Genomic DNA, 25,015 nt, shown 5'->3' with positions numbered 1-25,015 from the left:
AGATAAATAATTCATTATTTGTTCAATTAGGTTTAAGAAAATCGTTTATTCTTCGGTGGATTTCACTATAAGCTTCAATTAGACCACCTAAATCATTTCTAAATATATCCTTATCAAGACTTACGATTATATCATTTTTTTGATTTAGATCCCACAATCTACAATTATCAGGACTTATTTCATCCCCAAGAATAATATTATTCCTAAAATCATAACCAAATTCCAATTTAAAATCCACGAGTTGAAGTTGAATATTTTCAAAAAAACTTTTCAAGATAACATTAATTTTTAGGGTTAAATTTATTATTAACTCTAAATCATGAGAGCTAATTATATTCATTAATTCAATTCTATCTTTTGTAATAAGGGGATCATTAAGTTCATCATTTTTTAGATAGATATCAATTAATGGTTTTGGTAACAAAGTTTTAGGTTTAATAGTGGTTTGTTTGCACAAAGAACCATAAGCAGTATTTCTTAGAACAATTTCTAATGGGATTACTTGCATTTTTTTTGCAATCATTGTGTTTTCATTTTCAAGCTCAATAAAGTGAGTTGGAATATTTTTCTTAATGAGAATCTCAAAAATTCTTGCACTTATTAAGCAATTGAGTTTGCCTTTACCTTCAAACTTTTCTTTTTTCAACGCATTAAACGCTGTAGCATCATCTTTAAATTCAATTTTTACTTTATTTGCATCATCATGAGTAAATACTTTTTTCGCTTTGCCTTCATATATCAACTCATATTTATTATTCATTAATTTAAAACCTCATTATGATTACTAAAGTGCTTTTTGTAATTAACATAATTATTAGAGATCAACTTCAAATGATTTTATTTCATTTTAACTGATTATTCATCGAAACCTCATAACCTTTAAAACAAATATATGGGAATTCATTCACCAAGTTCTAGGAGTTTAATTAGATTAGAAAATATCTTAATTATTGGAAATGGCGGAAGAGAAAACTCTTTAGCCTGGGCTATTCAAAAAAATGAATTAGTTAAAAAAGTTTATTTAATACCTGGTAACGCTGGTTCAGAAAGAATAAATAAATGTGAAAGAATAAAAATTGATGTAAATAATAAAAATGAACTTTTAGAAAAGCTTGATTATCTTAAGATAGATTTAGTTGTAATTGGACCAGAAATACCTCTAGCAAATGGATTAGCTGATTTTCTTCGCCAAAAAGATTTTAAAGTATTTGGTCCTAATAAAGATGGAGCAAAATTAGAATTTAGTAAATCTTGGGCAAAGGAATTTATGCAAGACGCAAATATTCCAACTGCAAACTTTTGGAAAGTCAATTCTGTTGAAGAAGCAAAAAAAATCATCAATTCAGCATCAATTCCACTGGTAGTAAAAGCTGATGGTCTAGCTTCAGGTAAAGGTGTTTTTATTCCTAATTCAAAAGATGAATGCTTTAAAGCAGCAGAGTCAATTTTTAATGGTAGATTTGGAAACTCTGGGAATGTAGTTGTTCTAGAAGAAAGAATTCAAGGACCAGAAGTTTCAGTTTTTGCTTTATGCGATGGAAAGAGATACACATTACTTCCCACCGCCCAAGATCACAAACGACTTAATGAGAAAGATAAAGGACCGAATACAGGAGGTATGGGGGCTTATTCTCCTGCCCCATTATTAACAGAAGATTACCTTAATAGAATTATCAAAGAGATAATTGAACCCACAATAAATGAACTAAATAGAAGAAATATTGACTATAGAGGCGTAATTTACTTTGGATTAATGATCACAGAATCTGGGCCCAAAGTTATAGAATATAATTGCAGATTTGGTGATCCAGAATGCCAAACAATAATGCCCTTGATGGATCAAAATTTTGTATTTCTTTTAGAAAAATGCTCAATGGGAAACTTAACTGGTGATGAAATAATTAATACTTTTGATAAAGTTAGTGGTTGTGTAATAGCTACCTCTAAAGGTTACCCATACGAATATAAAACTGGCTTTCAAATAAATATAGATAACATTGACACAAATGATTGCCAAATTTTTGACTCAGGTACTTCTTTAAGTGAAGATGGAAAATTATTAACTAATGGAGGAAGAGTCTTAAGCATTGTCTGCCAAGATAATGATTTCGATATGGTTTTTGAAAAAGCATATAAGAATTTAAAAAAAATTCATTTTGAAGGGATTTACTTCAGAAATGACATAGGTTATCAAGTCAGAAAAAAATTTTCTAAGGAGAATTAAGCTAATGTTAGATAGCAATAATCGAGAAAATAGAAAATATAACATCACTGAAAACGAAGGTATAAATAGTAACTATTGGATTAATGGACTCATAGCTTGGTGGGGTGGATTCAGTTTAAGAACAAAGTTGTTAGCTATAGCCACTCTTGTCGTAAGCCTCCTAATGACAGGAATAACTTTTTTTGCATTAAATAGTATCCAAAGAGATGCAGGAATGAATGATACTAGATATGCTCGAGATCTTGGCTTATTGTTATCTGGGAATGTTACAGAATTAGTCGCTAATAACCAGAAAAAAGAAATTTCAAATGTCGCTGAAAAGTTTTGGAGATCAAGTCGAAACCTCCGTTATATATTCTTTACTGATGCTGATGATGTTGTGCAACTTGGGATACCGATCAGTGCGACACCTTCAAGCTCAGATAGTCAGTTTCAGCTCACGCGAAGACTAAAACTACCTTCAGAATTAAAAAAAAGACCACAATTCCCATTAGTTAGGCAGCATGCGACACCTCAAGGTCAAGTAACAGATGTTTTTGTCCCAATGTTGTGGAAAGGCAAATATCTTGGAACTTTAGCTTTGGGAGTCACCCCCAATAAAAAAGCACTAGCCAGTGCTGCCTTAACTAGAGAGGTAACCATTGCAGTTTTTATCTCTATTTGGGTTTTAGTAATACTTGGAGCAGTATTTAATGCACTAACTATTACAAGACCTGTCAGAGAATTAGTAAGAGGTGTTAGAGAAATTTCAAAAGGAAATTTTAAATCGAGAATTTCTTTGCCTATGACGGGTGATCTAGGAGAGCTCTTAAATGGATTTAACCGAATGGCCACTCAGTTAGAAAATTATGACGAGGCTAATATAGAAGAATTAAAAGCTGCACAAATCAAACAACAATCCCTTATAGCTACAATGGCTGATGGTGCTATATTATTGGACTCACAAGGCAAGATAGTACTAACTAATCCAACAGCTAAGAGACTATTTCGTTGGGAAGGAAGATTCTTAGAGGGTAAGTATTTTTTAAATGAAATACCAGAAATTTTATCTAACGACTTACATACGAATATAGAATCTATTTTAAACAGAGAAAAGGAGAAGGACGATTTAAGATTTAGTTTAGGAGAACCAGCAAGAACCTTAAGAATTGTCTTGCAATCAGTTTTAGATACAAATAAAGTTGAATTAAAAGGAATTGCTGTAACAATCCAAGACTTAACTAGAGAAGTAGAACTGAACGCAGCACAAAATAGATTTATTAGTAATGTTTCGCACGAATTAAGGACACCACTTTTTAATATCAAAAGTTATGTAGAAACCTTACACGATTTAAAAGATCAGCTTTCTGATGAAGAACAAATAGAATTTTTAGGTATTGCAAATTCAGAGACTGATAGGTTAACAAGACTTGTAAATGATGTATTAGATTTATCAAGATTGGAGTCTGGGAAAATTGTTCAACTGGAGCAAATGGACATTAAACCAGCAATAGAACAAACTCTTAGAAATTATAGACTTAATGCTACAGAAAAAAATGTTTCATTAGCTCATGATATAGAGGAGACTATTCCTCCAATTCTTGGAAATTTTGATTTACTTTTACAGGTTCTTGATAATTTACTGGGTAATGGATTGAAATTTAGTCCAAAAAACAGCTCCCTTATTATAAGAGCTTATACTTGGCCAGATTCCTGTCCAGCTTTCCCCCCAAGTATTACTAATGATGCAGCCCCTCAATGTGAATTGGTTTCGCCACTTCCAAAAGTAAGAATTGAGATTGCTGATACTGGCTCAGGAATATCGCAGGCTGATCAAGAAAAGATATTTGATCGTTTTTATAGAGTAGAAAATTCTGTTCATACTGAGCAAGGTACCGGTTTAGGTTTATCTATAGTTCGGGGAATAATAGAAAAACACGGTGGGGAAATTCGCATGGCTAGTGAATTAGGAGTAGGAACAACTTTCTGGTTTGATTTAGCCTTAGCTCAATCTGATAAAGATGAACTACTGACAAAAGCTATAAATAATTCCGATTCTTTTTCAGGTTCTGAAATTAAAGAAATTATCTAATTATTATCTAATCCTTTAAAAACATTTTGAACATTTTGATCAGGCACAACTCTGTGAGGCGCACCACTAAATATTTGTTCAAAATTAGAAAAAGAATCCCTTATTTCTGGACCACTATTTGTAATGATAAATTCTCTTATTCGTTTATCATGCCATGATCCCCGCATTTTAAAAACATTTAAAGCTCGTGCCATCTCACCTTTTATTTCTACATATTGAAGCAACAATATGGTGTCTGTAATTGTTGAGATATGAGAATCAGTTATTGAATGACTTCCCATAAATTCCTCTGCAGTATTAGTAAAAAAGCCTGCTATTTCTTCTTGTTTTGTATAACCGGTAACAGCAATTACAAACTGTCTAAATGCATTCAAACTTACACCTCTAGCTAGTGCAGAGAGAGAATCAATTGCCATTCTTTTTGGTTTAAATTGATTAATTTGCGTTTTTATAATCTGTAAGTGATCCTCTAAACCAGTTGATTCAGGATATGCACAAATAATTTTTAATAATCCATCACTTTCCATTTTTTCAAAATCAATACCCCAGCTAGTAGCATTTCTAAGCAATTGAGCCCTAGATTCTTCATATGCAAAAAGTATTGCTCTTTCATTATTGTTATAAGCATCCTCAACAAATTTCGATACAAGCATTGTTTTACCAGTACCAGTTGCTCCAGTGGCGAGAATAATGGAATCTTGAAAATATCCTCCACCACACATATCATCAAGATCTTTAACTCCAGAGCTAATCCTAATATTTGAAGATCGCTGAGTTAATCTCATTGCTCCTAAGGCAAACACACTTATTCCATCCATTCCCATAGTGAATGGATATTCACCTTTCATATGTATAGTACCTCTTAACTTCAGAACTTCTAAAGTTCTTCTTCTCTTCTCTGACTCAAGAACATTTCTTAATAAGACAACATTATCAGATACAAATTCTTCTACACCATATCTAGCAATTGGTCCGTAATCATCAACCCTTTCTGTAGTCATAACTGTTGTCACACCTATTTCTTTTAATCTTGCTATCAATCTAAATATTTCCCTTCTAACTACGTAAATAGCATCATACTGTTGAAAGACAGCAGTTATTGAATCTATTGCAACTCTTTTAGCTTTATATTTTCTAATTGCATAACTAATTCTCTCAATAAGACCAGACAAGTCAAAGTTACCAGCCACATCTTGACCATCAGGATCAGGAGATGCGTCCAAAATAAAAAGTTTATTTTGATCAATTAATTCTTGTAAATCCCAACCAAAACTTGCGGCATTTCTAATAATATCTAAGGGTGATTCCTCAAATGTTACAAAGATTCCAGGCTCATCAAAATTACAAATTCCATGGTGTAAATATTGAAGAGAAAAAACAGTTTTACCAGTTCCTGAGGTACCACTAACGAGAGTACTTCGAGATACAGGCAATCCACCCCTACAAACATCATCAAAACCCTCTATTCCAGTTGGTAATTTTTGTACTTGCATTTTATTTGATTTGCCAATTTTCTTATCATTCATAGTTTTGTACTAGTTAAACAAAAATAAAATAAATTTTGAATTTATTTTTAATTTTAAAAGTTTTATATATATTATTTATCTCCACTATATTCAGTTTCAGTTAATTCATCAAAAAGTAGATCTAAACCAATTAAAACTTTCTCTCTATCTGAAAGATCACCTATTATTTTTCTAACTGGTGGCGGTAAAATTTTAGCTAAAGTTGGAGTTGCTAAAATTTTATCTTCTTCTGCAAGTTGTGGTTGCTTAAGTACATCGATAACCTTCAAAGCATAAACTCCTTTGAATTCATTATCTAAAATTTCTCTTAAAGTATTTAAAGCTCTCATTGAATTAGGAGTATTGCCAGCAACATACAGTTTTAAAATATATGTTTTCCTTGCTGCCATCGTTATAGTTCCTGAATTGATATAAAGGATTTAAAACAACCCTTGACTAATTACACTACAAAATAAGAAAATAAACAAATAATTATGATTGCTTATTGGGCTTAATCAAATTATTAATTTGAGCCTAGTAGTGTCTTTAAGATATGACAAATTCTAAAAACTCCTCAAACAATTCTTCTGAGAATAATGAATTGTATGCAATAGCAGAAACTTCAGGTCAACAATTTTGGTTCGAAGTTGATAGATACTATGACATAGACAGGTTAAATGCAAAAGAGAAAGACAAGATAACACTTGAAAAAGTTTTACTTTTGAAGGATAAAGACTCAATAAGTGTTGGTAAACCTTACGTTAAAGACGCCAAAATTGAATTAGAAGTGGTCTCTCATAAAAGAGATAAGAAGATTCTTGTTTACAAGATGCGTCCGAAAAAAAAGACAAGAAGGAAGATGGGACACAGACAAGAACTTACAAGAGTTATGGTAAAATCTATTACAATAGGTAAAAGCGCTCCTAAGTCTTCTTCTAAAAAGGAAACTGTCAAAAAGGAAACTAAACCAAAATCCGAAAAATCTACAAATTAAACAATTCTAATGGCACATAAAAAAGGAACAGGTTCTACTAGAAACGGAAGAGATTCAAATTCCAAAAGATTAGGTGTGAAAGCTTATGGCGGAGAAAAAGTAACTGCTGGATCAATTTTAATTCGCCAAAGAGGTACATCCTTTTTGCCTGGTATTAATGTCGGAAAAGGTAAAGATGACACCCTTTTTGCACTCAAAGAAGGAACCGTAAGTTTCGAAAGCATTAAAAGAAATTTAAGAAATAGAAAAAGAGTTAATATAGTTATCTAATTTTCTTATAAGCTCTTGTAGTTATAAGAATAGGATGAAAAACTTCTAAAAAATTTGATTGAAGAGTCTCAAAAAATTTTTCAACAATTTGAATGTCGTCGATATGAAACGGATATTCATTTTTTTCTCCTTTGAAAAAATACCAATTAAATAAAGCAATAGAATTAGGATCCATAAACTCATTGAAAATCTCAATTTATGAAGCTGGATCAGCAAGATGTTCCAAAACATCAAGGCAAATTATCGTATCAAATTTAGATATTTGTGTATCTTGAATTGTCTTGCAAAAAGTAAGTTTTTTTTCGACTCCTAATTTCTTCGCCCTGTATTCAACAAAGTTTCTATTTGTCTCATTAATATCTACAAAAAAAACATGCTCAACTTTTGAAGACATAGCGTTAGCTAAGGCATGCGTTCCAATTCCTCCTCCAAAATCTAAAACCAAATCTCTAGAAAATCTCTGCTGAAGTTTTAAAGTATCAGCGATGTATTCTCTACTCGTGAGATGCCAAGCAGCTAAATCAGCTACATGCCGATCTCCAACTATTTCAGTATAAAAATCCGAAACATCATTCAAAGCATCTCCAGGATGTGAATTTGCCAAATTCATCTTTGCATTTGCAAGGAATCCATCTAAATCACATTCTCTAATAGATAAGTATTCCATTAAATGTGATTTCAAATTAAAAGCATTGTCTAAAAACTCTTTTAAAATAAAATTATTGTTTTTCAATTTCTTTCTCTAAATTTCCAATATCAAAATCATAGGATGGTTATAAATCTTTCTCAAAGTATTCTTAATATTAAAAATGGAAACTAAAGATGGATTCTTAGTAATTAATAAAGATAAAGGATGTACTTCACATGATTGTGTTAAACAAATAAGGAAGTTACTAAATACAAAAAAGGTCGGTCACACAGGAACTCTTGACCCAGAAGTTATAGGAATATTACCAATCGCGATAGGCAGTGCAACAAGATTTATTCAATATCTACCTCAGGGTAAAACTTACATAGGACAAATTAAATTAGGGATAAGAACTAACACTGATGATATTCACGGAGAAATAATTAATCAAAAAAGTTGGCCTAAAATCAGTGATGAAAAATTAGATCAATACTTAAATAGATTTAGGGGAATTATTAAACAAATTCCGCCGAAAGTATCTAGTGTGCACATCAATGGTGAGAGGGCTTATAAAAAATCTTTCAGGAATGAAGTTTTTGAATTAGCACCAAGAGAAGTAAAAATAGACGAACTTACTTTAATGAAATGGGACCAAATAAACGGAATATTAGAAATAAAAGTTAAATGTTCAGCTGGCACATACATAAGAGCAATTGCAAGAGATTTAGGAGAAATTCTTAATTCCGAGGGTTGCCTTCTACAGCTAAAAAGAATTTCAGCTTGTGGCTTTGATGAACAAAACTCGATAAAAATATCTGATATCGAAAAAGATAAAAAAAACTCGAAAAATTTCATTATTCCAACAATTTCTGCTCTTAATCACATTTCATCATTTGTCTTAAGTACCGAAGAACAAATCAATTTTTGGCAAACAGGAAGAGCAATTAGAGTTGATATTAATTACTTTCAGGAAAATAAATCTTTTGACTACAAAAAACCCATAAAAGTAATAGATAAAAAACAAATACTACTTGGGATAGGTTTCTTAAATGAAGAGCAATCTAATATAAATCCAAAATTAGTCCTTAATGCTAAATAACTTCTATAGGTAATCTTTTCTAAAAGGTTTAACCTGCACACCCTTATAAAAATGCTTTAATATTCTTTCAGCTTTTTGGCCTCTAGACGCCAGATATTTAGCCCCCCACTGACTCATTCCGACTCCATGACCTGATCCTTGTCCAAAAACTATCAACCCTCTCTTTTGAGGAGTATTGTTGTTTAATTCTTCCTCAAAAAATTTAAATCTGATAAAATTACTTTTCAGGCCTACTCTTTTTCTAAAATCTACCCCAGATATTTGATCAGAACCATAAGCCCCAATAAGTTTTATATTTTTTACCCTCCCTGTACTAGTAATATCTAGAATCTCTATATTTTTTAAACTTCCAATCTTTGGAAATAAATTTATTAATTCATTACTCGAAATTTTTTTTTGCCATCTAAATTTTGGATTATTTTTATCAAAATCTTTCACACTTGATAAATATGGATATTTATTTTTCCATACATCTTGACTATTTTCTGTCATTCCACCTGAGCTGCTATGAAACAAAGCATTAATTAATTTATTTTTATAAGTTAAAACCAAAGATCTTGTACTTTTAACGGCTCTGATAGTTTTATAAGTTCTTGATTCCAAGCCATTATAGACTTGATTTTTCTGAGTTGAATCTATATCAAATAAATTATTTCCCTTTTGCTTTAAAGCATAAGTTCTCGAGGCAATTGCTTGTGCCTTTAATGCTTCAATAGGCCATTTTGTTGGCATTTCTGAACCCACTACGCTATTAAGGTATTTTTCTATTCCTAAAACATTTACTACCAATATTTCAGAATCAAGTACAAAGAGATTAAGCTTACCAGCAAATCTCTTCTGACCTACCCAAATACCTCTTCCATCGGAAGAACTCACTTGAAATTTTTGATTACTTTTTAAGTCATATTTTTTTTGTTTATTTCTATCAAAATATAAAATTTTTTTATTTTTCTCATTTTTCAAAGTTAGACCTTTTATTCTTTTGCGTGAAAAAAATTTACCCTCTATTGTTAAAGGAATTGATCTATCTGATCTGATCCTTAAATTGTTATTTTTTGATATCAAAACTCTAATGATTGGTTCTCTGGATGCAAAAACACTTTCACTCTGAAAAATACAAATAAATAAAATACTTATCAGGCAACATTTTCTATAGTTATTTTTAAATTTAAGTATCACTTTGTTTAAAAACAAATGCTTAATTTGCCTAAGTTTGACTAAAAGTCTAAATTTAATCCAGATATAACAATAAAAATATCATAAATAAGTGAATATCACCTTCTTAGGAACAAGCTCAGGTGTCCCATCCTTAACGAGAAATGTTTCTTCCCTAGCACTTAAATTATCACAGTCATCAGAAGTTTGGCTTTTTGATTGCGGAGAAGGAACGCAACATCAAATAATGAAAAGCAATATTAAATCTTCGCAAATCAAGAAAATATTTATTACTCATATGCATGGCGATCATATTTATGGTTTGCCTGGACTTTTAGCTACCTTAGGTTTATCAGGAAATAGTGAGGGTATTCAAATTTACGGTCCTTCAGGGTTGCGAAGTTTTATAAATTCATCACTTAAAAGTAGTTTTTGCAAATTGTCTTTTCCATTAAATTTTGTGGAAGTTGAAAATTTTGCATCAGAAAATAAAATCCTATTTGAAAACAACAAAATAAAAGTAAATTGTGCCTGCCTTAAACATAAAATACCTGCTTATGGTTATAGGGTGAGTGAAAAAGATAAACCAGGTATATTTGATATCAAAAAAGCAGAGTCTCTAAAAATAGCACCTGGACCAATTTATTCAGAACTTCAACAAGGTAAAAAAGTCGTATTAGCGGATGGTAGGACATTCGATGGGAAAGAATTCTGTGGACCTCCTAGAAAAGGTGAAAGTTTTGTTTATTGCACAGATACAGTGTTTAGCGAATCAGCTGTTTCACTATCAAAAAATGCCGATTTACTCGTACATGAATCGACTTTTTCAGTGGAGGATGAAAGTATGGCATACGAAAAATTACATTCCACAACAATCATGGCTGCCAAAACAGCATTATTATCTAACACAAAAAAATTAATTATTACTCATTTAAGTCCAAGATATACTAATAAAAACGCAATTACTCCAAGCGATTTGCTTAAAGAGGCTCAAAAAGTTTTTCCAAATACTTACCTTGCCAAAGATTTTCTAACGGCAGAAATAAAATAAACTGCAACAGTTCGTTAGCAGGAGCGTTGTAAATGACCAACCCATGAAATAATAGTCTTAGGTTTATCTATTTGATGTCGATCGAAATGGTCTCTATTTTTTCATCACTACATAAGTCTTGTAAAAGACTATTTATTTTTCTTCCATTAATTATTGGGTTACTTATTAATCCAATATCTGCAAATGCACTCTATCCTAGTGATCCTTCATCAGTTGACGTTCTAAAAGATGATCTTCACGGTGCTGACCTTCATAATACTGAATATGTTAAATATGATTTATCTAATCAAGATTTAGGAGAAGCTAATCTTCAAGGTGCATATATGAGTGTGACGACTGCAAAAAACTCTAGTTTTAAAGGAGCCAATATGACGGACCTTATTGCATATGCAACACGCTTTGATAATGCCGATTTTACAGATGCAAATCTTACCAATGGCGAGCTAATGAAAAGTGTTTTTGATGGGGCAATTATTGATGGGGCAGACTTTACAGATGCAAATCTTGATCTTTCTCAGAGAAAATCATTATGTGAAAGAGCTAGTGGAACTAACTCACAAACTGGAGTTAATACAATTGATAGTCTTGAATGCACTGGCTTAAAAGGTTACATGCCACCAAAGCCAAAAGCATAATATTTAAAGCTAACCAATTTCAGAAGGGAAGATATTACCAGGTTCTTTTGAGCCTGGTTTTTTGCTATACCACCATTCTTGTATATCAGAAGAAAATTTCTTTGAAAAAAGAGTTATTACTGTCTCAACAGGTTTTGATCCAGGCTCCAAAATCTGAACTGAGTAAGATGGACATTTTCTTGAAGCCATATCAGCAACGAACCTAGACCCTATTCTCCTCCAACTAGGCTCCTTACTTCTCCAAGCAAGCCTAGAGCAGGGCCATGGTAACTCTTCCCTATCATAAAGTCTGCAACATGGGCCAATTACCTTATAACTGTACTGACCACCATAACTTGATTGAACACTGCCAGTCTTGAAAAATTCAAATTTATCCATTCACAAAAAAAAAGCCACCTTCATAAAGGGTGGCAGAGAAATTATCAATAATCAACTTAGAAAAGTTAAATTTTTATAATTAGTACAATTCTTCCTCAGCATGAGTTGTAATTGTTACGTCAGATGTTGGATAAGCAACACAAGTAAGAACAAAACCAGCTTCTAGTTGGTCGTCATCCAAGAAACTTTGATCAGACTGATCAACACTACCTGAAGTAACTTTTCCAGCACATGTTGAACATGCACCAGCTCTGCAGGAATAAGGAAGGTCGATACCTTGTTCTTCAGCCGCATCGAGGATGTATTGGTCATCAGGTACTTCAATAGTTGAATTGAGACCTTCACCTTCGTTGATGAGAGTAACTTTGTAAGAAGCCATTTAAATAAAAAATTGTTGGTAATTAATACCTATCAAATACATTTTTAACATCGATTAGGTCGATATGTGAGATTTTGAAGTAAAAAATGACACAATAAAATGTATGAAAGAGTATCTATAAGAAAAACTTATACTTAGGTTGAATTGCTGGCTTTTTGCGCAGAAATGCATGCCCAATCTTTTCTAGTTGATACATCCAATAATTTCAAGTCATGCTGAATTAATATTTTTATAATTTCATCCTTTTGTGAATTCAGAATTCCACTGAAAATGACTTCCCCATTGTTTCTCAAGCACTTATAGATATTTGGAATCATTCCTTTTATTACTTCAGCAAGAATATTGCATAAAACAAAATCAAATTGTTCGAGTTGATTTTTTAAAATTACCTCATTAAAAGATCCCAAATATGTATTTAATTTGTTTAAATTACCGAAATTTAGTTGGAAATTAGATTTTGTTGAATTTATAGCTAAATAATCATTATCCACGGCACAAACCTCTTTAGCACCAAGTAATCTTGCGGCGACACTCAAAATCCCGCTACCGCTCCCAATATCTAATACCTTTTTATCAGAAAATAAAATATTCTCCATTTTTTCCAAGCAAAGATAAGTTGAAGGGTGACTTCCTGTACCAAAAGCTGCTCCGGGATCAATTTTTATGATTTGTTTATCTTTAAATTTTTTATTTAGATTTATCCAACAAGGCAATATTAAAAAATGATTTCCTACTAATTCAGGAGCCCAATATTTCTTCCAACTTGTTAACCAATCCTCCTCTTTGATAATACTCCATTCAAAAAATTTATTCTTAGGGGGATTAATGTTTAAAAGTTTGATAATTATTTTTTCAAAACTACTTCTAGAACTCTCATCCCAATCATCAATTGGAAGCCATATATTAACTTCTTTTTTATTTTCATTTTTAATTAAATATTCAAATGAAAAACTAAATATTCCCAGCTCATTTAATTTCCAAATAATAATTTCTTCAGAATCACTTTCTATCAGAAAAGTTAGTTTATACCAATCTTTAGTTTCCATTAACTAGTTAAAGCCACTTCATAGAGTAACTGGATTAGCGTTGGTAATCCCATCCACTTCAATAATGGTATCAAGCAACTTATTAGGTATTGGATCATCAATACTTAGAACCATAACAGCTTCCCCTCTTACAATTTTGCGCCCAACTTGCATTGAGGCAATATTTACATTATTGCTACCTAATAAAGACCCCAGCTTGCCAATAATACCAGGCATATCCCTGTGCCTAGTAACCAACATATATCTGCTTGGTGATACATTAACTGGGTATTGATCAATACTAATAATTCTTAATTCCCCATCAGCAAAAATGCTTCCCGCTACGCTATGGTCGCCGTTATCTCCATAAGTGGTTAACTGAAGCGAACCACTAGCAAATTCAGGTCTTGCCTCATCTTTATTCTCGACTACTGAAATACCTCTTGAATCTGCTTCTAGCGAAGCATTCACATAATTAATCCTATCTCCCAAAGCTTTACTTAGAAGGCCTTTTAGACTAGCTATTATTAATGGCTGAGAAGGATGTTGAACAAATTCACCTTGAAGCTTTACTTCTAGTTTCTGTATCTGTCCACCTGAAAGCTGGCTTATAAGCAGACCCATGGTTTCAGCTAACTGCAAATGAGGTTTCAGACTATCCATAATATCAGGGCTCAAACCTGGAATATTTACTGCAGTTCTAGCAGATAAACCAAGCAAGACATCCCTTATTTGTTCCGCAACATCAACAGCTACATTTTCTTGTGCTTCCCGAGTAGATGCTCCTAAGTGGGGGGTAAGAATAAGATTCTTTTCAACCTTCAAAAGTGGTGAATTAGATTCCAAAGGTTCTTTAGAAAAGACATCTATTGCAGCACCTGCAATCAATGATTGATTTAAAGCTTGTGCTAATGCCTCTTCATCAATCAAGCCTCCTCGAGCACAATTAATTAATTTTGCGCTACTTTTCATATTTTTAAGCACATCCATATTGACTAAATTCTCTGTCTCTGGTGTGCGAGGTAAATGCAAAGTTACATAATCGGATTGTTGGAATAAATCTTCTAGATCAGATAGTTTAACTTGGATTTGTTGAGCTCTTTCAGTTGAAACAAATGGATCATATCCGCAAACTTCCATCCCTAATGCATTAGCAACTTTTGCTACATGAGCACCAATTTTCCCTAAACCTACTACACCTAATTTTTTCTTATAAAGCTCATTCCCAACGAATTTCTTTCTCTCCCATTTACCTAACAAAGTACTACTATTAGCAATTGGAATATGCCTAGATAAGGCCAACATCATAGCTATAGTATGTTCAGCCGCTGCTATTGTGTTACCCCCTGGAGAATTAACAACAAGGACTCCTTTTTGCGTAGCAGCTTTAACATCTACATTATCGACTCCAACTCCTGCTCTCCCAATGATTCTCAGTTTACTTGAAGAGTTAATAATTTCTTCGGTCACTTGAGTACCAGAGCGAATCATTAAGGCATCATAATCTTCAATAATGGAAGCTAACTCAGAGTCTGAGATCCCTATCTTCTGATCAACCTGAGCAACTTGTGAAAGAATATCGATTCCTTTTTTATCAATTGGATCTGTAATGAGAACTTTTGTCATTTAAGATTGGTTCTTTAATCTTTTACTTTAACTTAATCTATAGTGTATGTATCTTATTTTATTAATTTGAATAACACACAAACATTTGAGGATTGAAATTTGACTAAAAGTATTGTGATATTTGAAGACATTAATAAATGTATCCAGCTATTTGATGTTTTCAACGAAAAATCAGTAATGCTCTCTGAAGCTATTTTGATCCCACCAATAAGTGAGAAAATATCATCAGACGAAACAGAATTGCTAAATGCGAAAGCAAATATCTTATTCAAATCTCAAAATTTTGAAGATATAAGAATCTTAAATCCTAAACTTGATAGGAAGATCAGGCAAAAAGATATGAGCAGATGGCTAATGCCGTTTGGGTTTATAGCAGGAATAGCTTTTTCTAATATGACAAATTTATCTACCTTCAGCTTTCTTGGTTTAAATAACATCGGGGAATCTCTCATTGGAGGAGTATTAGGAATGGGTTCAGGATATTTAGGAAGCATTGTCTCTTCTGCAAGTATCAACATTAATAGAAATAAAGAGTTAAGATCAATCATTAATTTTAATAAAGAGGGTAAATGGCTTGTTCTACTTGAAAATCAAATTGGAACTGAATTACCTTGGGCTTTGATAAAACAATCAGAAGCAAAAGATATAATTTTTTTAGAAGGCTAAATGATTGACTTAAAAGAAATCTTAATAAATTCAAACTACAAAAAAGAAACTGAGGAATTAATAAATATTGCTAACTTAGCTTACAAACACTGGGAAACTTATTGGACTGGGTTTAATTCAACCTATGTTTGCGAAGAGATTTTAAAAGATTTTGAAAATTTAAATGATTTCAAATTTTTTATTTATGGAGGATTCTCCTCTTCTCAAAGATCTAGGATAGCTTGCTTTAGAGGGGATAATATTCCTGAGGAGGATGCGCTAAAAAGTAATTTTCCAGCTCAAGGAATAAAAATTAATGGGAATTTTTTATTTGATAATGCTACTCAAGACGATTTTAGATCCCTCTTAATTAAAAATGGGGTTAATCAATTAAAAGTTGGGGATATATGGACTATTGGCGATAGGGGAGCACAAGGGATAATTGATAATTTAGATATTGAGCATCTAGATGAAAAGATTTTTTATTTAAGAGACGTAAAAGTAAAAATTAATGTAGTAGGTATAGATGAATTACAAATACCTTCTGGAAGATCAAAAAAACTTGTCAATACAGTAGAAGCCTCAACAAGATTAGATGCTATAGCTTCAGCGGGCTTTAGGGTATCACGAACCAAAATCATTGAAAGGATAGAAAATGGAATGCTCAGATTAAATGGAAGCAAAGTTAATAAACCAACAATTAATCTAAAAATTGGCGACAAACTAGAACTTGAAAATAAAGGATTTATTGAAATTTTAAATTTAGAAATAACCAAAAGAGAACGATGGAAAGTTAAATTACTTAGAAAATGAAACGCAACCTGCTATTTTCTTATAAGGGGAATAAAAAATTTCTTCAATTTGGGCGATTAGCTCAGTGGTAGAGCACTACCTCGACACGGTAGTGGCCACTGGTTCGAATCCAGTATCGCCCATTAAAACTTTTGACGACTTAGGTTAGATCCACAGAAAATAATTTCATTTTTTAGATTATTCAAAAAGATGAAACTTAATCAAATAATTAATCTCCATAAGGGTCTCACTGCATTTGTAGTGATAGGTCTTATGATTTTTTTTGATAATTTTACGATCGCTCCCTACGTTTATTTAGCTCTGCATGGTACTTATGGACTACTTTGGCTTTTAAAAGAAAAGATATTCCCAGATCCTTATTTTAAAGAAAAAATCAATTTTTTAACTTCAGTTACTGGTTTTATTTTCCTTGGTAGTTACTGGGTAGCTCCCTATATTCTTATCTCATCTGAGAAATCTGTTCCAAATATTGTAATAGCTGCTTCTGTATCTATAAATATAATTGGTGTGTTTCTACACTTTGCTAGTGATGCCCAAAAATATTTTTCTCTTAAATTAAAAAAAGATCTAATTAAAGAAGGATTTTTCGAAAATATAAGAAATACAAATTATTTAGGAGAAATACTAATTTATCTATCATTCGCCATCCTCTCAATGAGTTTCGTTCCATTAGTAATTCTTGCAATATTTTTCTCTATAGTTTTTCTACCAAGAATGATAAAAAAAGATAAATCGCTCTCAAAATATGATTCATTCGAAGAATACAAAAAGAAAAGTGGTCTAATATTGCCTAAATTAAATGCCTGATAACAACTTACCCAGTTGGAGGCAAGATTTAAAATCTTCTAGAAACAAAGAGGGCAAATCACCCTCTAATAAATGGATACAGCTTGCAACAGTCAGCGAAAAAAATGAGCCAAGAGTAAGAACAGTTGTTTTCAGAGGATGGCATAAAGATAGTTCAATGATAATTTTCACAGATAGAAGAAGTGAAAAAATTGGGCATTTAAAATCCAACCCTAATGCAGAAATATTATGGTTCTTTTTGAAAACCAAATCACAATATAGATTTAAAGGAAAAATACGTGAATTAAGTGATAACAAAAATTATTGGGATTCATTATCAGAAAAATCAAAATCTTCTTGGTTTTGGGGGTCTCCTGGAGAGAAAATAAACCCAAAAGTCCAATCTACTCATGAAAGATTATCCAATCTACCGAAGTCAGAAAATTTTGTGGTTCTTAATTTTGAAATATATTCAGTAGATCTTCTTAAATTAGAACAGCCTGTTCATAAACGATATCTTTGGGAAAAGGTTAAAAAATGGGAGAAAGTTGAAATTAATCCTTAAATATTTCTAAATTGTATATTTAGGTTGAAATACATATAGTGATCAGTCAGTTTAAAAAAAGAAGTAATATTTATATGAATTTCTCAGAAATTCCTGAAAACCCTTTCATTTTTCTATCTTGGGTAACTGCTATAGGGCTTTTTATAAGTCTTTGTGAAGCAACGATTAAGATAAAAATTGAGAAGAGAAACAGTTATAGAAAAAGGTTAGAACTAATAAATAGTCTTTATCCTAAAAAATTAGCTTGAAGTATCTGAGAGTATGTTCGCTTGCAGAAATTGAAATAAACCACCTTTGTTTGTTTCTTCTTTAACTTCAATTTGCTTGGAAGGTTTTGCTTTTGTTGAGGGTATAATTTCTTCCTCATCTTCAGATTTCAAAATTCTGATAATGACTTCATCTAAGGAAAAATTACCGGGACCTGTTAATGCAATTGAAGTTGCTGAAGCGAAATATAAAAGTAAAAGCTCTAGTAAGAAAATATTAAAACCTGAAGTAACAAGTGCATGATATATCGCAACAGAAATTGTTCCAACAATTGCCAAAGCTCCGAATCTTGTTGCTAAGCCGATAATTAATAACCAACTACCTCCTATTTCTGAGAATGCCGCTATGTATGATAAAAATATTGGGAATGGGAGATGTAATGGTCTTACAAAAGCATCAGCGAAATTTTCTATGTTTGCTAATTTCTCATAACCGTGATGTATAAGAACAGTTCCAGTTATAACTCTAAGAATTAATAAAGCAGTATCTTTGCTGAACGACTTGGTAAGAATTGTTGAAAGCACTATAAAAAAATTATCCTTAAGTAAAAATAACTAGTCACAGTATCCATCGTGGATTAAAGAGCAAAAGTCGCACCTAAATAAGTATTTATACTTACTTACCAAAGAGGTTATTTTTTCTGATTAGGAATTCAACTAAGTTAAAAATTATTTTTTTGAAAAATTTTCTAATATTCTCTGATTTATTTTTGGAATATTTTCTTTAAATTTAAAAAACCCTCTTTTAGCAAATTTCCAAGCAAATAAATCTTCATCCCTCACAAGATTAAAAATTTTTTTATGGTGTAAATTTTTAAACTCAGTTATGAAATCATAGTTTTCTCCCACTCCAGGATAAATAATGTCTATTTCGTTAGTATTTTTAAAAGTATTTTCCAGTGAATAAGGATCAATCTGTTCAACATTATCAAATTGCTCTAAAAATTCAGAGACCAAATCTTGTTTAAATTTCAATACAGATTCAGACAATTTAATTTGTCTTTGTTCATTTTTTAAAAGGATAATAAATACTTTTTTATAGCTTGGAAGTAAATTTTTAAGGGTTGCAAGGTGTAGATCATTTTCAAACATAATCAGATTATCTGATTTAGGATCCATATCATTTTTATAAATCTCATCTTCAAATGGTATTTGATTAGATTCTTCAAGAAAAATTTGTTGATTACTTATTTTTTCTACTTTAAATCTATTATTTGAAAACTTTCTGAGGTTTGATGATGAAAAAAGATATTGTTTTCCCTTCGTTTGCAATCCTCCGACCCATCTCCAGCTAAGGAGATTAGATGAAGCATCTCCATCAAAAAGATATTTAAAGAAAAACTTTGCTCCTAATTGCCATGGGAGGCCTAAATTAAATATCCAAGTACTCGCAAACCACATTCTTGTATGATTATGCAAATAGTTGTACTGCTTTAATTCATGTACCCAAGAATTAAAATAATCTAATTCTGTATTGCCATTAATTGCACTTTCATATAACTCATAATCAAAATCGAGATTGTTTTCTGAAATAAAATTTCTCCAAACTTTAGGTCTATTTTCCATCCACCCTTTCCAGTAAACTCTCCAAAATATTTCTTCAACAAATTTAGTTGAATTTTTGATTTTGTACTTACTTTTAATATCATGAATCAGCTCATATTCCGACAATATTCTATGAGTAATGAAAGGCGATAATTTTGAAACTGAACTTTCGTTATTTGGCCCAAAATCAAAATTCCTTAATTTTGCATAATCATTGATTTTGTATTTCGCAAAATTTTCCCAGGTATTTTGAGCTTTTAATAAAAATGACATTTTCTCATAACTTTAAAAAATTTTTTTTGTATTGATGGGAATTCTAAAAATTTGGCTTTAAATTAATCCTTAAAATTTTCTATTTCACTTTTGAGTAAATATGTTTGATTAAAGTATTTAATTTAAACGTCTTATAAGTACATTTTATACTCTTAAATTGCTCTCTGCGTAGGAGGATATTTAGTGGTCAATTACTTTTTAGATCTAATTTTAATTTCAAATCTTTATTTAAATGATTTTTTCTAAAAGATTTTTAAATATTTGTCAAAATTATTATGAATAATTTATTAGTGAGAGATGTTAAGTATCTTGATGAACAATACAGGATAGGTGAAGGCATAATTTCGGATGATGCATTTAAGCAACTTGAAAAGCTCTTTATTCCTGTTGATCAAGAGCCTAACTATTTTAATCAAAAAAATAATAAACTTTTGCCAAAATTAGCCAAAGAAAACTATAAAGAATTTTTGGAAAGTTTGTTAACGAAAACAAGATTAAGCATTCAACCAAAAATTGATGGCTGTGCTATTGCAATTAGATATCTAGATGGCAAGTTTAATAAAGCTATTACAAAAAAAGGATTTGATGTCTCAAGCAAAATTAAACAAATTAAAAACGTCCCCGATTATATTCCTATCAAACGAGATTTTCAAATTAGAGGTGAACTATATGCTACAAACCAAGTTGCCGGCATTTCCCAAAGAATTACAAGAAAATACCTCAATGATAAGAAAGGGATTGGAGAAAGTCTCCGCTTTTGCTGTTTCCAAATACTTAATGGAAGACTTAATCAATACGAAACCCTTAACTATCTTAAAAAATGTGGCTTCAGCACCCCTGAAAGTTACTTCACAAATCATACAAGCGAAATCCATATATATAAAAAAAATTGGTTAGAGAAAAAAATATTTGCGAAATATCCAACTAATGGGATAGTTGTAAAAATAAATAGTAGGAAATTACAGTTACTTAGGGAGAAAAGTTTATCTCAAAATAACGAATGGCAATATGCAATTGAAAAATAATATTAAATAGTACCTTCAATAAGAGCTCACGATAGTGACTTCCAGTATTTACAGTAGAAAAGTAATTAAATTTTGGTTAAATTCCAAAGCGATTTGCAGGATTACTAATGACTGCCACTATTTCAAGACCTAAAATCTCTAACTGGGAAACATCTAATATTCCAAACCTTACAGGCAAAACAGCGCTAATTACTGGTGCAAATAGTGGTCTTGGATACTACACTGCAAAGGCTTTAGCAGAAAAAAATGCTCATGTTGTTATAGCTTGTAGATCACTTGAAAAAGCTAATCAAACTATCAAAAAACTTAAAGGTCTTAATCCTGAAGGATTATTTACCCCTTTAGAATTAGATTTGTCAGATTTAAAAAATATTGTTGAAGTTCAGTCCAAAATTTTTGATAATTTTGAAAATTTGGATTTACTAATCAATAATGCAGGCATTATGCATCCGCCTAAAACTCTTAGTGCCCAAGGATATGAAATACAATTTGCAGTTAATCATCTAGCTCATATGCTTTTGACTCTAAAGCTACTTCCAATTATTGAAAAAAAAGAAGAATCTAGAATAGTGACGGTGACTTCAGGAGCACAATTTTTTGGCAAAGTCGGTTGGAAAAATCTGAAAGCCGAGAACTATTACAACAAATGGGAATCTTACTCCAATAGCAAATTGGCAAATGTAATGTTTGCTTTGGAACTAAATGAGAACTTAAAGCACAAAAATATACTTTCTTTAGCTGCTCACCCAGGAATTGCAAAAACAAATCTCTTTACTGCTCAAAAACCTAACCCTGGACCATTAGAAACATTCTCATTGGAATTATTTAGTCCTATTTTTCAAACTGCTGAGATGGGTGCTTTACCTCAGCTTTTTGCAGCTACTTCACCAGACGCAAGAGGCGGTGATCATTATGGTCCTAGATTTAATTTCAGAGGTCATCCAAAACTATCCCCTACTTCTCCTTTCGCTATGAATAAAAAAGAAAGAAAAAATTTATGGGAAAAAAGCCTCGAAATACTTAATAACTTTTTATAAATTTTTCATTTTTACTAACTTTAGAAAATACTTCAAGATATGTAATTCACTCTCTGAGAGTTTCATAAATTCAGTTAAAGCATCATAATTTTTTTCATCAATTTTTTTTGACAATTGAATAAAACTATCATGGTTTTCATTAACAAAGCGCTCAGCAATCTGAGACGGAGTTAAACCTTGTTCAATTAATTCACCTGGAGCATTTTTCTCCCACTTTTCATAAAACCAAGAGAACCAATATTTTGCAGTATTATCTTCCATTAATTAACTTTTCTTTGGCGAATACTATAAATACTGAAGAAAGATCTCATGATTGAATTACCCTTTAAACACAATTAATATAAATGCAATTATAAATTTAATGATAGATAATCATTCAAGTAAAAGAAATATTAATCTTGTAATTGGATTAGGTAAATCTGGATTTTGGGCTGCCAAGTATTTGAGAAGCATAAATAAGAGAGTAATTGTTTGGGAAAGTAAAGATGGGATAGAATTCTTAGAAAGAAAAACAGCATTAGAAGAGCTTAATATCATAGTTTCTCTAAATAAAGAATTTGTATTTGAAGAAATTCAACCTTTTTTGAAAGAGATCGAATCTGTTGTTGTTAGTCCATCAATACCTTATGACCATATAACTATTATTGAATTAAAAAAAAAGGGAATTAAAGTAATTGGAGAAATTAATGTTGCATGGGAAATTTTAAAAGACACAAATTGGATAGGTATTACTGGCACTAATGGCAAGACTACTGTTACTCATCTACTAAGCCATATACTCTGTGATACTGGATTATATGCGCCTTTTGCTGGAAATATTGGTACACCTTTATGTAAGTATGCTCACTCCAAAAAACATGAAAAAATTGATTGGGTTGTAGCTGAATTAAGCAGTTATCAAATAGAAATATCTCCAGAAGTAAAACCTAATATTGGAATATGGACAACCTTCACAGAAGATCATCTTGAAAGACATAAAACACTTGAAAACTATTTCAACATAAAAAAAAGCTTGCTAGAAAAATCTGATTTTAGAATTTATAATTATGACGATAAAAACTTAAGAAATCACTACAGTGCGCTATCAAGAGGTGTTTGGATAACAACTAGTTTCGATAAATCTAGTTTTATTCAATGCGATTATTGGATAGATGATCAAGCATACATAATTGAGAGAGGCAAGAGACTATTCAAACTTGAACATTTTGCGTTAAAAGGAAAGCATAATCTTCAAAATCTTTTATTGGTAATTGCAGCAGCAAGAAAAGTTGGATTATCTGGAAAGAAGATTAAAGATTCTTTATCTAATTACAAACAATTACCCCATAGGATGGAAACAATTTATAAAAATAATGATCTGGAAATAATTAATGATAGTAAAGCTACAAATTTTGATTCATCTATTGCAGGAATAAGTTCAATTGAAGGTCAAATAATAATTATTGCTGGGGGTAGATTAAAAGGCAATGAATATAGTGAGTGGATAAAAGTTTTAAAGAAAAAAGTTAAATGTGTTTTCCTTTTTGGAGAAAGCTCAAAAGTCCTAAAAATGGCGCTTATTAATGAAGGATTTAAAAAAAATATTTTTGAATTTTCAGAACTGAAAGAGCTTTTAAATTTTGTTTTTCATTATTTACAAAATAATAGGGTTGAAACATTATTATTCTCACCTTCATGCTCTAGTTTTGATCAATTTAAAAATTATGAAGAGCGTGGAGATTATTTTAAGAAACTAATAAGTGAAAAATTAAAGGTAAATAAATCCATTTTTTGTTCAAGTATCATTTCGTAATTTCAGGTCGGTCATCACAACCGTCTCCCCACTAGCAAATATTCACTTAATTAGTTAGATTTTGACTATAAATTAACTACTAGCAATGAGTGAATCTAACAATTTACCTCAAGCGATAAGCCATAAAAAATTAAGTTACTTGATGCTTAAGGCACAAAAAGATCTTCATTCTTCCGATGAATTAGCAAAAATAGAAAGCCCCGAAAAAAGAGAATTTGAAGAGTTAATAAATAATTGGGAAGCTTCAACTAGGAAAGTAGTTAATGAGTTATCAAAAAGAAAAGAGAATTTACTAAAAGATAAATCACCAAATTCTTTAATTGCTCTTGGTGCTATGGAAGTTCACCTTAATATGGCTTTGCAAGCCTTAAATGCATTTAATAAAGGAGTTGATGGTTAAAAAAGTAACAAATAAACTATAAGGAAGGCATCGAAAATAAGAGAAAATCTAGGTCTGTATCAGTATCTATAGAGACATCATCATAATAATTAACTTCAAAACCCAAGCCATCTCCAGATTCGATACATAAATTCAAATTAGAGTCTTTACTTTTTAATAAAAGATTACCTTCTATTATTTGTATCCAATTATATTTATCGATTTTTAATGGCAATTTTTTTTCTTTAATTGGCTTATATTTACAACGCCATAAAGATATACTTTGATTTAGAAAAAGCTTATTATTTTTACCGTCTTTGTAATTAAAAATAATATTGTCACACGACTTTTCATTTAATGTAATTTGATCATATCGAGGTTTGATATTTTCTTTTTGAGGGTATATCCAAATCTGGAACAACTTACAACTCTCATTTTCTTCATTCTTCTCGCTATGAGAGATCCCAGTACCTGCAGACATAACTTGTACTTCATCTTTATAAATTTTTCCAAGATTATTTAACGAGTCTCTATGAGTTATTGCTCCTTTTGTTACGACAGTAATTATTTCCATATTTGCATGAGAATGCATATTAAATCCTGCATTAGGAGAAATAATATCTTCGTTTATAACTCTAATTTTCCCAAAATTATCCCATTTTGGATCTCTATGCTCTGCGAAAGAAAATGAATGCATCGATTTTAGCCATTCTTTAGTCGTTCTAAATCTTTCGTGGGATTTTCTTACTTTAATTATTTTTAAAGACATAAATACTAAGAAATAAATATTGTGTATTTGTGTAAATTAAATATTTTTGAAAATTATAAATAAGTGAAATTACTTTTTAT

Annotated in this window: 28 protein-coding genes, 1 tRNA gene and 1 pseudogene; 17 read left to right on the top strand and 13 right to left on the bottom strand. The window is 31.1% G+C overall.

Going from position 1 to position 25,015, the window contains the following annotated elements:
* Window positions 1-22: 22 nt before the first annotated feature.
* Complete coding sequence (gene purC / locus EV02_RS01225; protein ID WP_032520215.1) at window positions 23-760, bottom strand: phosphoribosylaminoimidazolesuccinocarboxamide synthase; 738 nt, start codon at window positions 758-760, stop codon at window positions 23-25.
* 132 nt (window positions 761-892) lie between these two features.
* Here purC and purD point away from each other — a divergent pair, with 132 nt between their 5' ends.
* Window positions 893-2,224 carry a phosphoribosylamine--glycine ligase gene (gene purD, locus EV02_RS01230; protein ID WP_032520214.1) on the top strand — a complete coding sequence of 444 codons (1,332 nt, stop codon included), beginning with the start codon at window positions 893-895 and terminating at the stop codon, window positions 2,222-2,224.
* 4 nt (window positions 2,225-2,228) lie between these two features.
* Complete coding sequence (locus EV02_RS01235) at window positions 2,229-4,295, top strand: HAMP domain-containing sensor histidine kinase (protein WP_032520213.1); 2,067 nt, start codon at window positions 2,229-2,231, stop codon at window positions 4,293-4,295.
* On the opposite strand, the gene kaiC is transcribed toward EV02_RS01235, so the two are convergent.
* Window positions 4,292-5,821: a circadian clock protein KaiC gene (gene kaiC / locus EV02_RS01240; RefSeq protein WP_032520212.1), complete on the bottom strand. Its 1,530-nt coding sequence runs from the start codon at window positions 5,819-5,821 to the stop codon at window positions 4,292-4,294. The genes EV02_RS01235 and kaiC overlap by 4 nt on opposite strands.
* Window positions 5,822-5,892: 71 nt before the next feature.
* Window positions 5,893-6,210 (bottom strand): circadian clock protein KaiB, encoded by a 318-nt coding sequence (gene kaiB, locus EV02_RS01245; RefSeq protein WP_025913788.1) that lies wholly within the window; start codon window positions 6,208-6,210, stop codon window positions 5,893-5,895.
* Window positions 6,211-6,353: 143 nt separating this feature from the next.
* Here kaiB and rplU point away from each other — a divergent pair, with 143 nt between their 5' ends.
* Window positions 6,354-6,794, top strand: coding sequence for a 50S ribosomal protein L21 (gene rplU, locus EV02_RS01250; protein ID WP_032520211.1), 441 nt, complete (start codon window positions 6,354-6,356; stop codon window positions 6,792-6,794).
* 9 nt (window positions 6,795-6,803) lie between these two features.
* Window positions 6,804-7,064, top strand: a complete 261-nt coding sequence (rpmA, locus tag EV02_RS01255; protein ID WP_011863458.1) for a 50S ribosomal protein L27 — start codon at window positions 6,804-6,806, stop codon at window positions 7,062-7,064.
* On the opposite strand, the pseudogene EV02_RS0108905 reads toward rpmA, so the two are convergent.
* Window positions 7,057-7,731 (bottom strand): annotated as a pseudogene (locus EV02_RS0108905) (class I SAM-dependent methyltransferase). The gene rpmA and the pseudogene EV02_RS0108905 sit on opposite strands and share 8 nt — an antisense overlap.
* A 142-nt stretch (window positions 7,732-7,873) precedes the next feature.
* Here EV02_RS0108905 and truB point away from each other — a divergent pair.
* Window positions 7,874-8,791 (top strand): tRNA pseudouridine(55) synthase TruB, encoded by a 918-nt coding sequence (gene truB, locus EV02_RS01260; protein ID WP_011863460.1) that lies wholly within the window; start codon window positions 7,874-7,876, stop codon window positions 8,789-8,791.
* A gap of 3 nt (window positions 8,792-8,794) precedes the next feature.
* Here the strand turns inward: truB and EV02_RS01265 are convergent, their stop codons facing one another.
* Window positions 8,795-9,970 carry a SpoIID/LytB domain-containing protein gene (locus EV02_RS01265; RefSeq protein WP_052043492.1) on the bottom strand — a complete coding sequence of 392 codons (1,176 nt, stop codon included), beginning with the start codon at window positions 9,968-9,970 and terminating at the stop codon, window positions 8,795-8,797.
* Between the two features lie 88 nt (window positions 9,971-10,058).
* Here EV02_RS01265 and rnz point away from each other — a divergent pair, with 88 nt between their 5' ends.
* A complete protein-coding gene (gene rnz, locus EV02_RS01270; protein ID WP_011863462.1) occupies window positions 10,059-10,997 on the top strand; it encodes a ribonuclease Z in 939 nt (312 codons plus the stop codon).
* A 74-nt stretch (window positions 10,998-11,071) separates the two neighbouring features.
* Window positions 11,072-11,632: a pentapeptide repeat-containing protein gene (locus EV02_RS01275; protein WP_011863463.1), complete on the top strand. Its 561-nt coding sequence runs from the start codon at window positions 11,072-11,074 to the stop codon at window positions 11,630-11,632.
* A 9-nt stretch (window positions 11,633-11,641) separates the two neighbouring features.
* On the opposite strand, the gene EV02_RS01280 is transcribed toward EV02_RS01275, so the two are convergent.
* The 4 genes from EV02_RS01280 to serA form a co-directional block, all read right to left on the bottom strand.
* Window positions 11,642-12,010: a hypothetical protein gene (locus EV02_RS01280; RefSeq protein ID WP_011863464.1), complete on the bottom strand. Its 369-nt coding sequence runs from the start codon at window positions 12,008-12,010 to the stop codon at window positions 11,642-11,644.
* Window positions 12,011-12,089: 79 nt separating this feature from the next.
* The gene (locus EV02_RS01285; RefSeq protein WP_032520210.1) at window positions 12,090-12,389 is read right to left on the bottom strand and encodes a ferredoxin; all 300 of its coding nucleotides are present in this window, start codon (window positions 12,387-12,389) and stop codon (window positions 12,090-12,092) included.
* A gap of 134 nt (window positions 12,390-12,523) precedes the next feature.
* Complete coding sequence (gene prmA / locus EV02_RS01290; RefSeq protein WP_032520209.1) at window positions 12,524-13,435, bottom strand: 50S ribosomal protein L11 methyltransferase; 912 nt, start codon at window positions 13,433-13,435, stop codon at window positions 12,524-12,526.
* Between the two features lie 18 nt (window positions 13,436-13,453).
* Entirely contained in the window at window positions 13,454-15,040 is a 1,587-nt protein-coding gene (gene serA / locus EV02_RS01295; protein ID WP_032520208.1) for a phosphoglycerate dehydrogenase, read from the bottom strand.
* Between the two features lie 99 nt (window positions 15,041-15,139).
* Between serA and EV02_RS01300 the strand changes: the two genes are divergently transcribed.
* From EV02_RS01300 to EV02_RS09635, 6 genes are all read left to right on the top strand, one after another.
* On the top strand, window positions 15,140-15,706 hold the full coding sequence (locus EV02_RS01300; protein ID WP_032520207.1) for a hypothetical protein: 567 nt from the start codon (window positions 15,140-15,142) through the stop codon (window positions 15,704-15,706).
* Window positions 15,707-16,498, top strand: coding sequence for a photosystem II S4 domain protein (locus tag EV02_RS01305; protein ID WP_011863468.1), 792 nt, complete (start codon window positions 15,707-15,709; stop codon window positions 16,496-16,498).
* A 50-nt stretch (window positions 16,499-16,548) separates the two neighbouring features.
* A tRNA-Val gene (locus tag EV02_RS01310) sits at window positions 16,549-16,620 on the top strand.
* Between the two features lie 67 nt (window positions 16,621-16,687).
* Window positions 16,688-17,305 (top strand): DUF1295 domain-containing protein, encoded by a 618-nt coding sequence (locus EV02_RS01315; RefSeq protein ID WP_011863469.1) that lies wholly within the window; start codon window positions 16,688-16,690, stop codon window positions 17,303-17,305.
* Window positions 17,298-17,849, top strand: coding sequence for a pyridoxamine 5'-phosphate oxidase family protein (locus EV02_RS01320; RefSeq protein WP_032520206.1), 552 nt, complete (start codon window positions 17,298-17,300; stop codon window positions 17,847-17,849). The genes EV02_RS01315 and EV02_RS01320 overlap by 8 nt, the downstream gene beginning before the upstream one ends.
* 74 nt (window positions 17,850-17,923) lie before the next feature.
* Window positions 17,924-18,097 carry a hypothetical protein gene (locus EV02_RS09635; RefSeq protein WP_193742646.1) on the top strand — a complete coding sequence of 58 codons (174 nt, stop codon included), beginning with the start codon at window positions 17,924-17,926 and terminating at the stop codon, window positions 18,095-18,097.
* On the opposite strand, the gene EV02_RS01325 is transcribed toward EV02_RS09635, so the two are convergent.
* On the bottom strand, window positions 18,089-18,640 hold the full coding sequence (locus EV02_RS01325; RefSeq protein ID WP_032520205.1) for a DoxX family protein: 552 nt from the start codon (window positions 18,638-18,640) through the stop codon (window positions 18,089-18,091). The genes EV02_RS09635 and EV02_RS01325 overlap by 9 nt on opposite strands.
* Before the next feature lie 144 nt (window positions 18,641-18,784).
* Window positions 18,785-19,933, bottom strand: coding sequence for an FAD-binding domain-containing protein (locus EV02_RS01330; protein WP_032520204.1), 1,149 nt, complete (start codon window positions 19,931-19,933; stop codon window positions 18,785-18,787).
* A 275-nt stretch (window positions 19,934-20,208) separates the two neighbouring features.
* On the opposite strand from EV02_RS01330, the gene EV02_RS01335 reads away from it, so the two are divergent.
* Together EV02_RS01335 and EV02_RS01340 are read left to right on the top strand one after the other, a co-directional pair.
* Window positions 20,209-20,958 (top strand): NAD-dependent DNA ligase, encoded by a 750-nt coding sequence (locus EV02_RS01335; RefSeq protein ID WP_032520203.1) that lies wholly within the window; start codon window positions 20,209-20,211, stop codon window positions 20,956-20,958.
* Window positions 20,959-21,065: 107 nt separating this feature from the next.
* The gene (locus EV02_RS01340) at window positions 21,066-21,995 is read left to right on the top strand and encodes an oxidoreductase (RefSeq protein ID WP_025923470.1); all 930 of its coding nucleotides are present in this window, start codon (window positions 21,066-21,068) and stop codon (window positions 21,993-21,995) included.
* On the opposite strand, the gene EV02_RS01345 is transcribed toward EV02_RS01340, so the two are convergent.
* Window positions 21,990-22,256 carry a hypothetical protein gene (locus EV02_RS01345; protein WP_025900824.1) on the bottom strand — a complete coding sequence of 89 codons (267 nt, stop codon included), beginning with the start codon at window positions 22,254-22,256 and terminating at the stop codon, window positions 21,990-21,992. The genes EV02_RS01340 and EV02_RS01345 overlap by 6 nt on opposite strands.
* A gap of 100 nt (window positions 22,257-22,356) precedes the next feature.
* Here EV02_RS01345 and murD point away from each other — a divergent pair, with 100 nt between their 5' ends.
* Both murD and EV02_RS01355 read left to right on the top strand, forming a co-directional pair.
* The gene (gene murD / locus EV02_RS01350; protein ID WP_032520202.1) at window positions 22,357-23,787 is read left to right on the top strand and encodes a UDP-N-acetylmuramoyl-L-alanine--D-glutamate ligase; all 1,431 of its coding nucleotides are present in this window, start codon (window positions 22,357-22,359) and stop codon (window positions 23,785-23,787) included.
* An 85-nt stretch (window positions 23,788-23,872) separates the two neighbouring features.
* Window positions 23,873-24,187, top strand: a complete 315-nt coding sequence (locus EV02_RS01355; protein WP_032520201.1) for a hypothetical protein — start codon at window positions 23,873-23,875, stop codon at window positions 24,185-24,187.
* Between the two features lie 16 nt (window positions 24,188-24,203).
* On the opposite strand, the gene EV02_RS01360 is transcribed toward EV02_RS01355, so the two are convergent.
* Window positions 24,204-24,935, bottom strand: a complete 732-nt coding sequence (locus tag EV02_RS01360) for a pirin family protein (protein ID WP_072014638.1) — start codon at window positions 24,933-24,935, stop codon at window positions 24,204-24,206.
* Window positions 24,936-25,015: the final 80 nt, after the last annotated feature.

The organism is Prochlorococcus marinus str. SB, from assembly GCF_000760115.1.
In the GTDB taxonomy this organism is placed as follows: domain Bacteria; phylum Cyanobacteriota; class Cyanobacteriia; order PCC-6307; family Cyanobiaceae; genus Prochlorococcus_A; species Prochlorococcus_A marinus_D.
The sequence above is the reverse complement of the archived record's forward strand: the minus strand, read 5'-3'. Positions and strand labels throughout refer to the sequence as shown.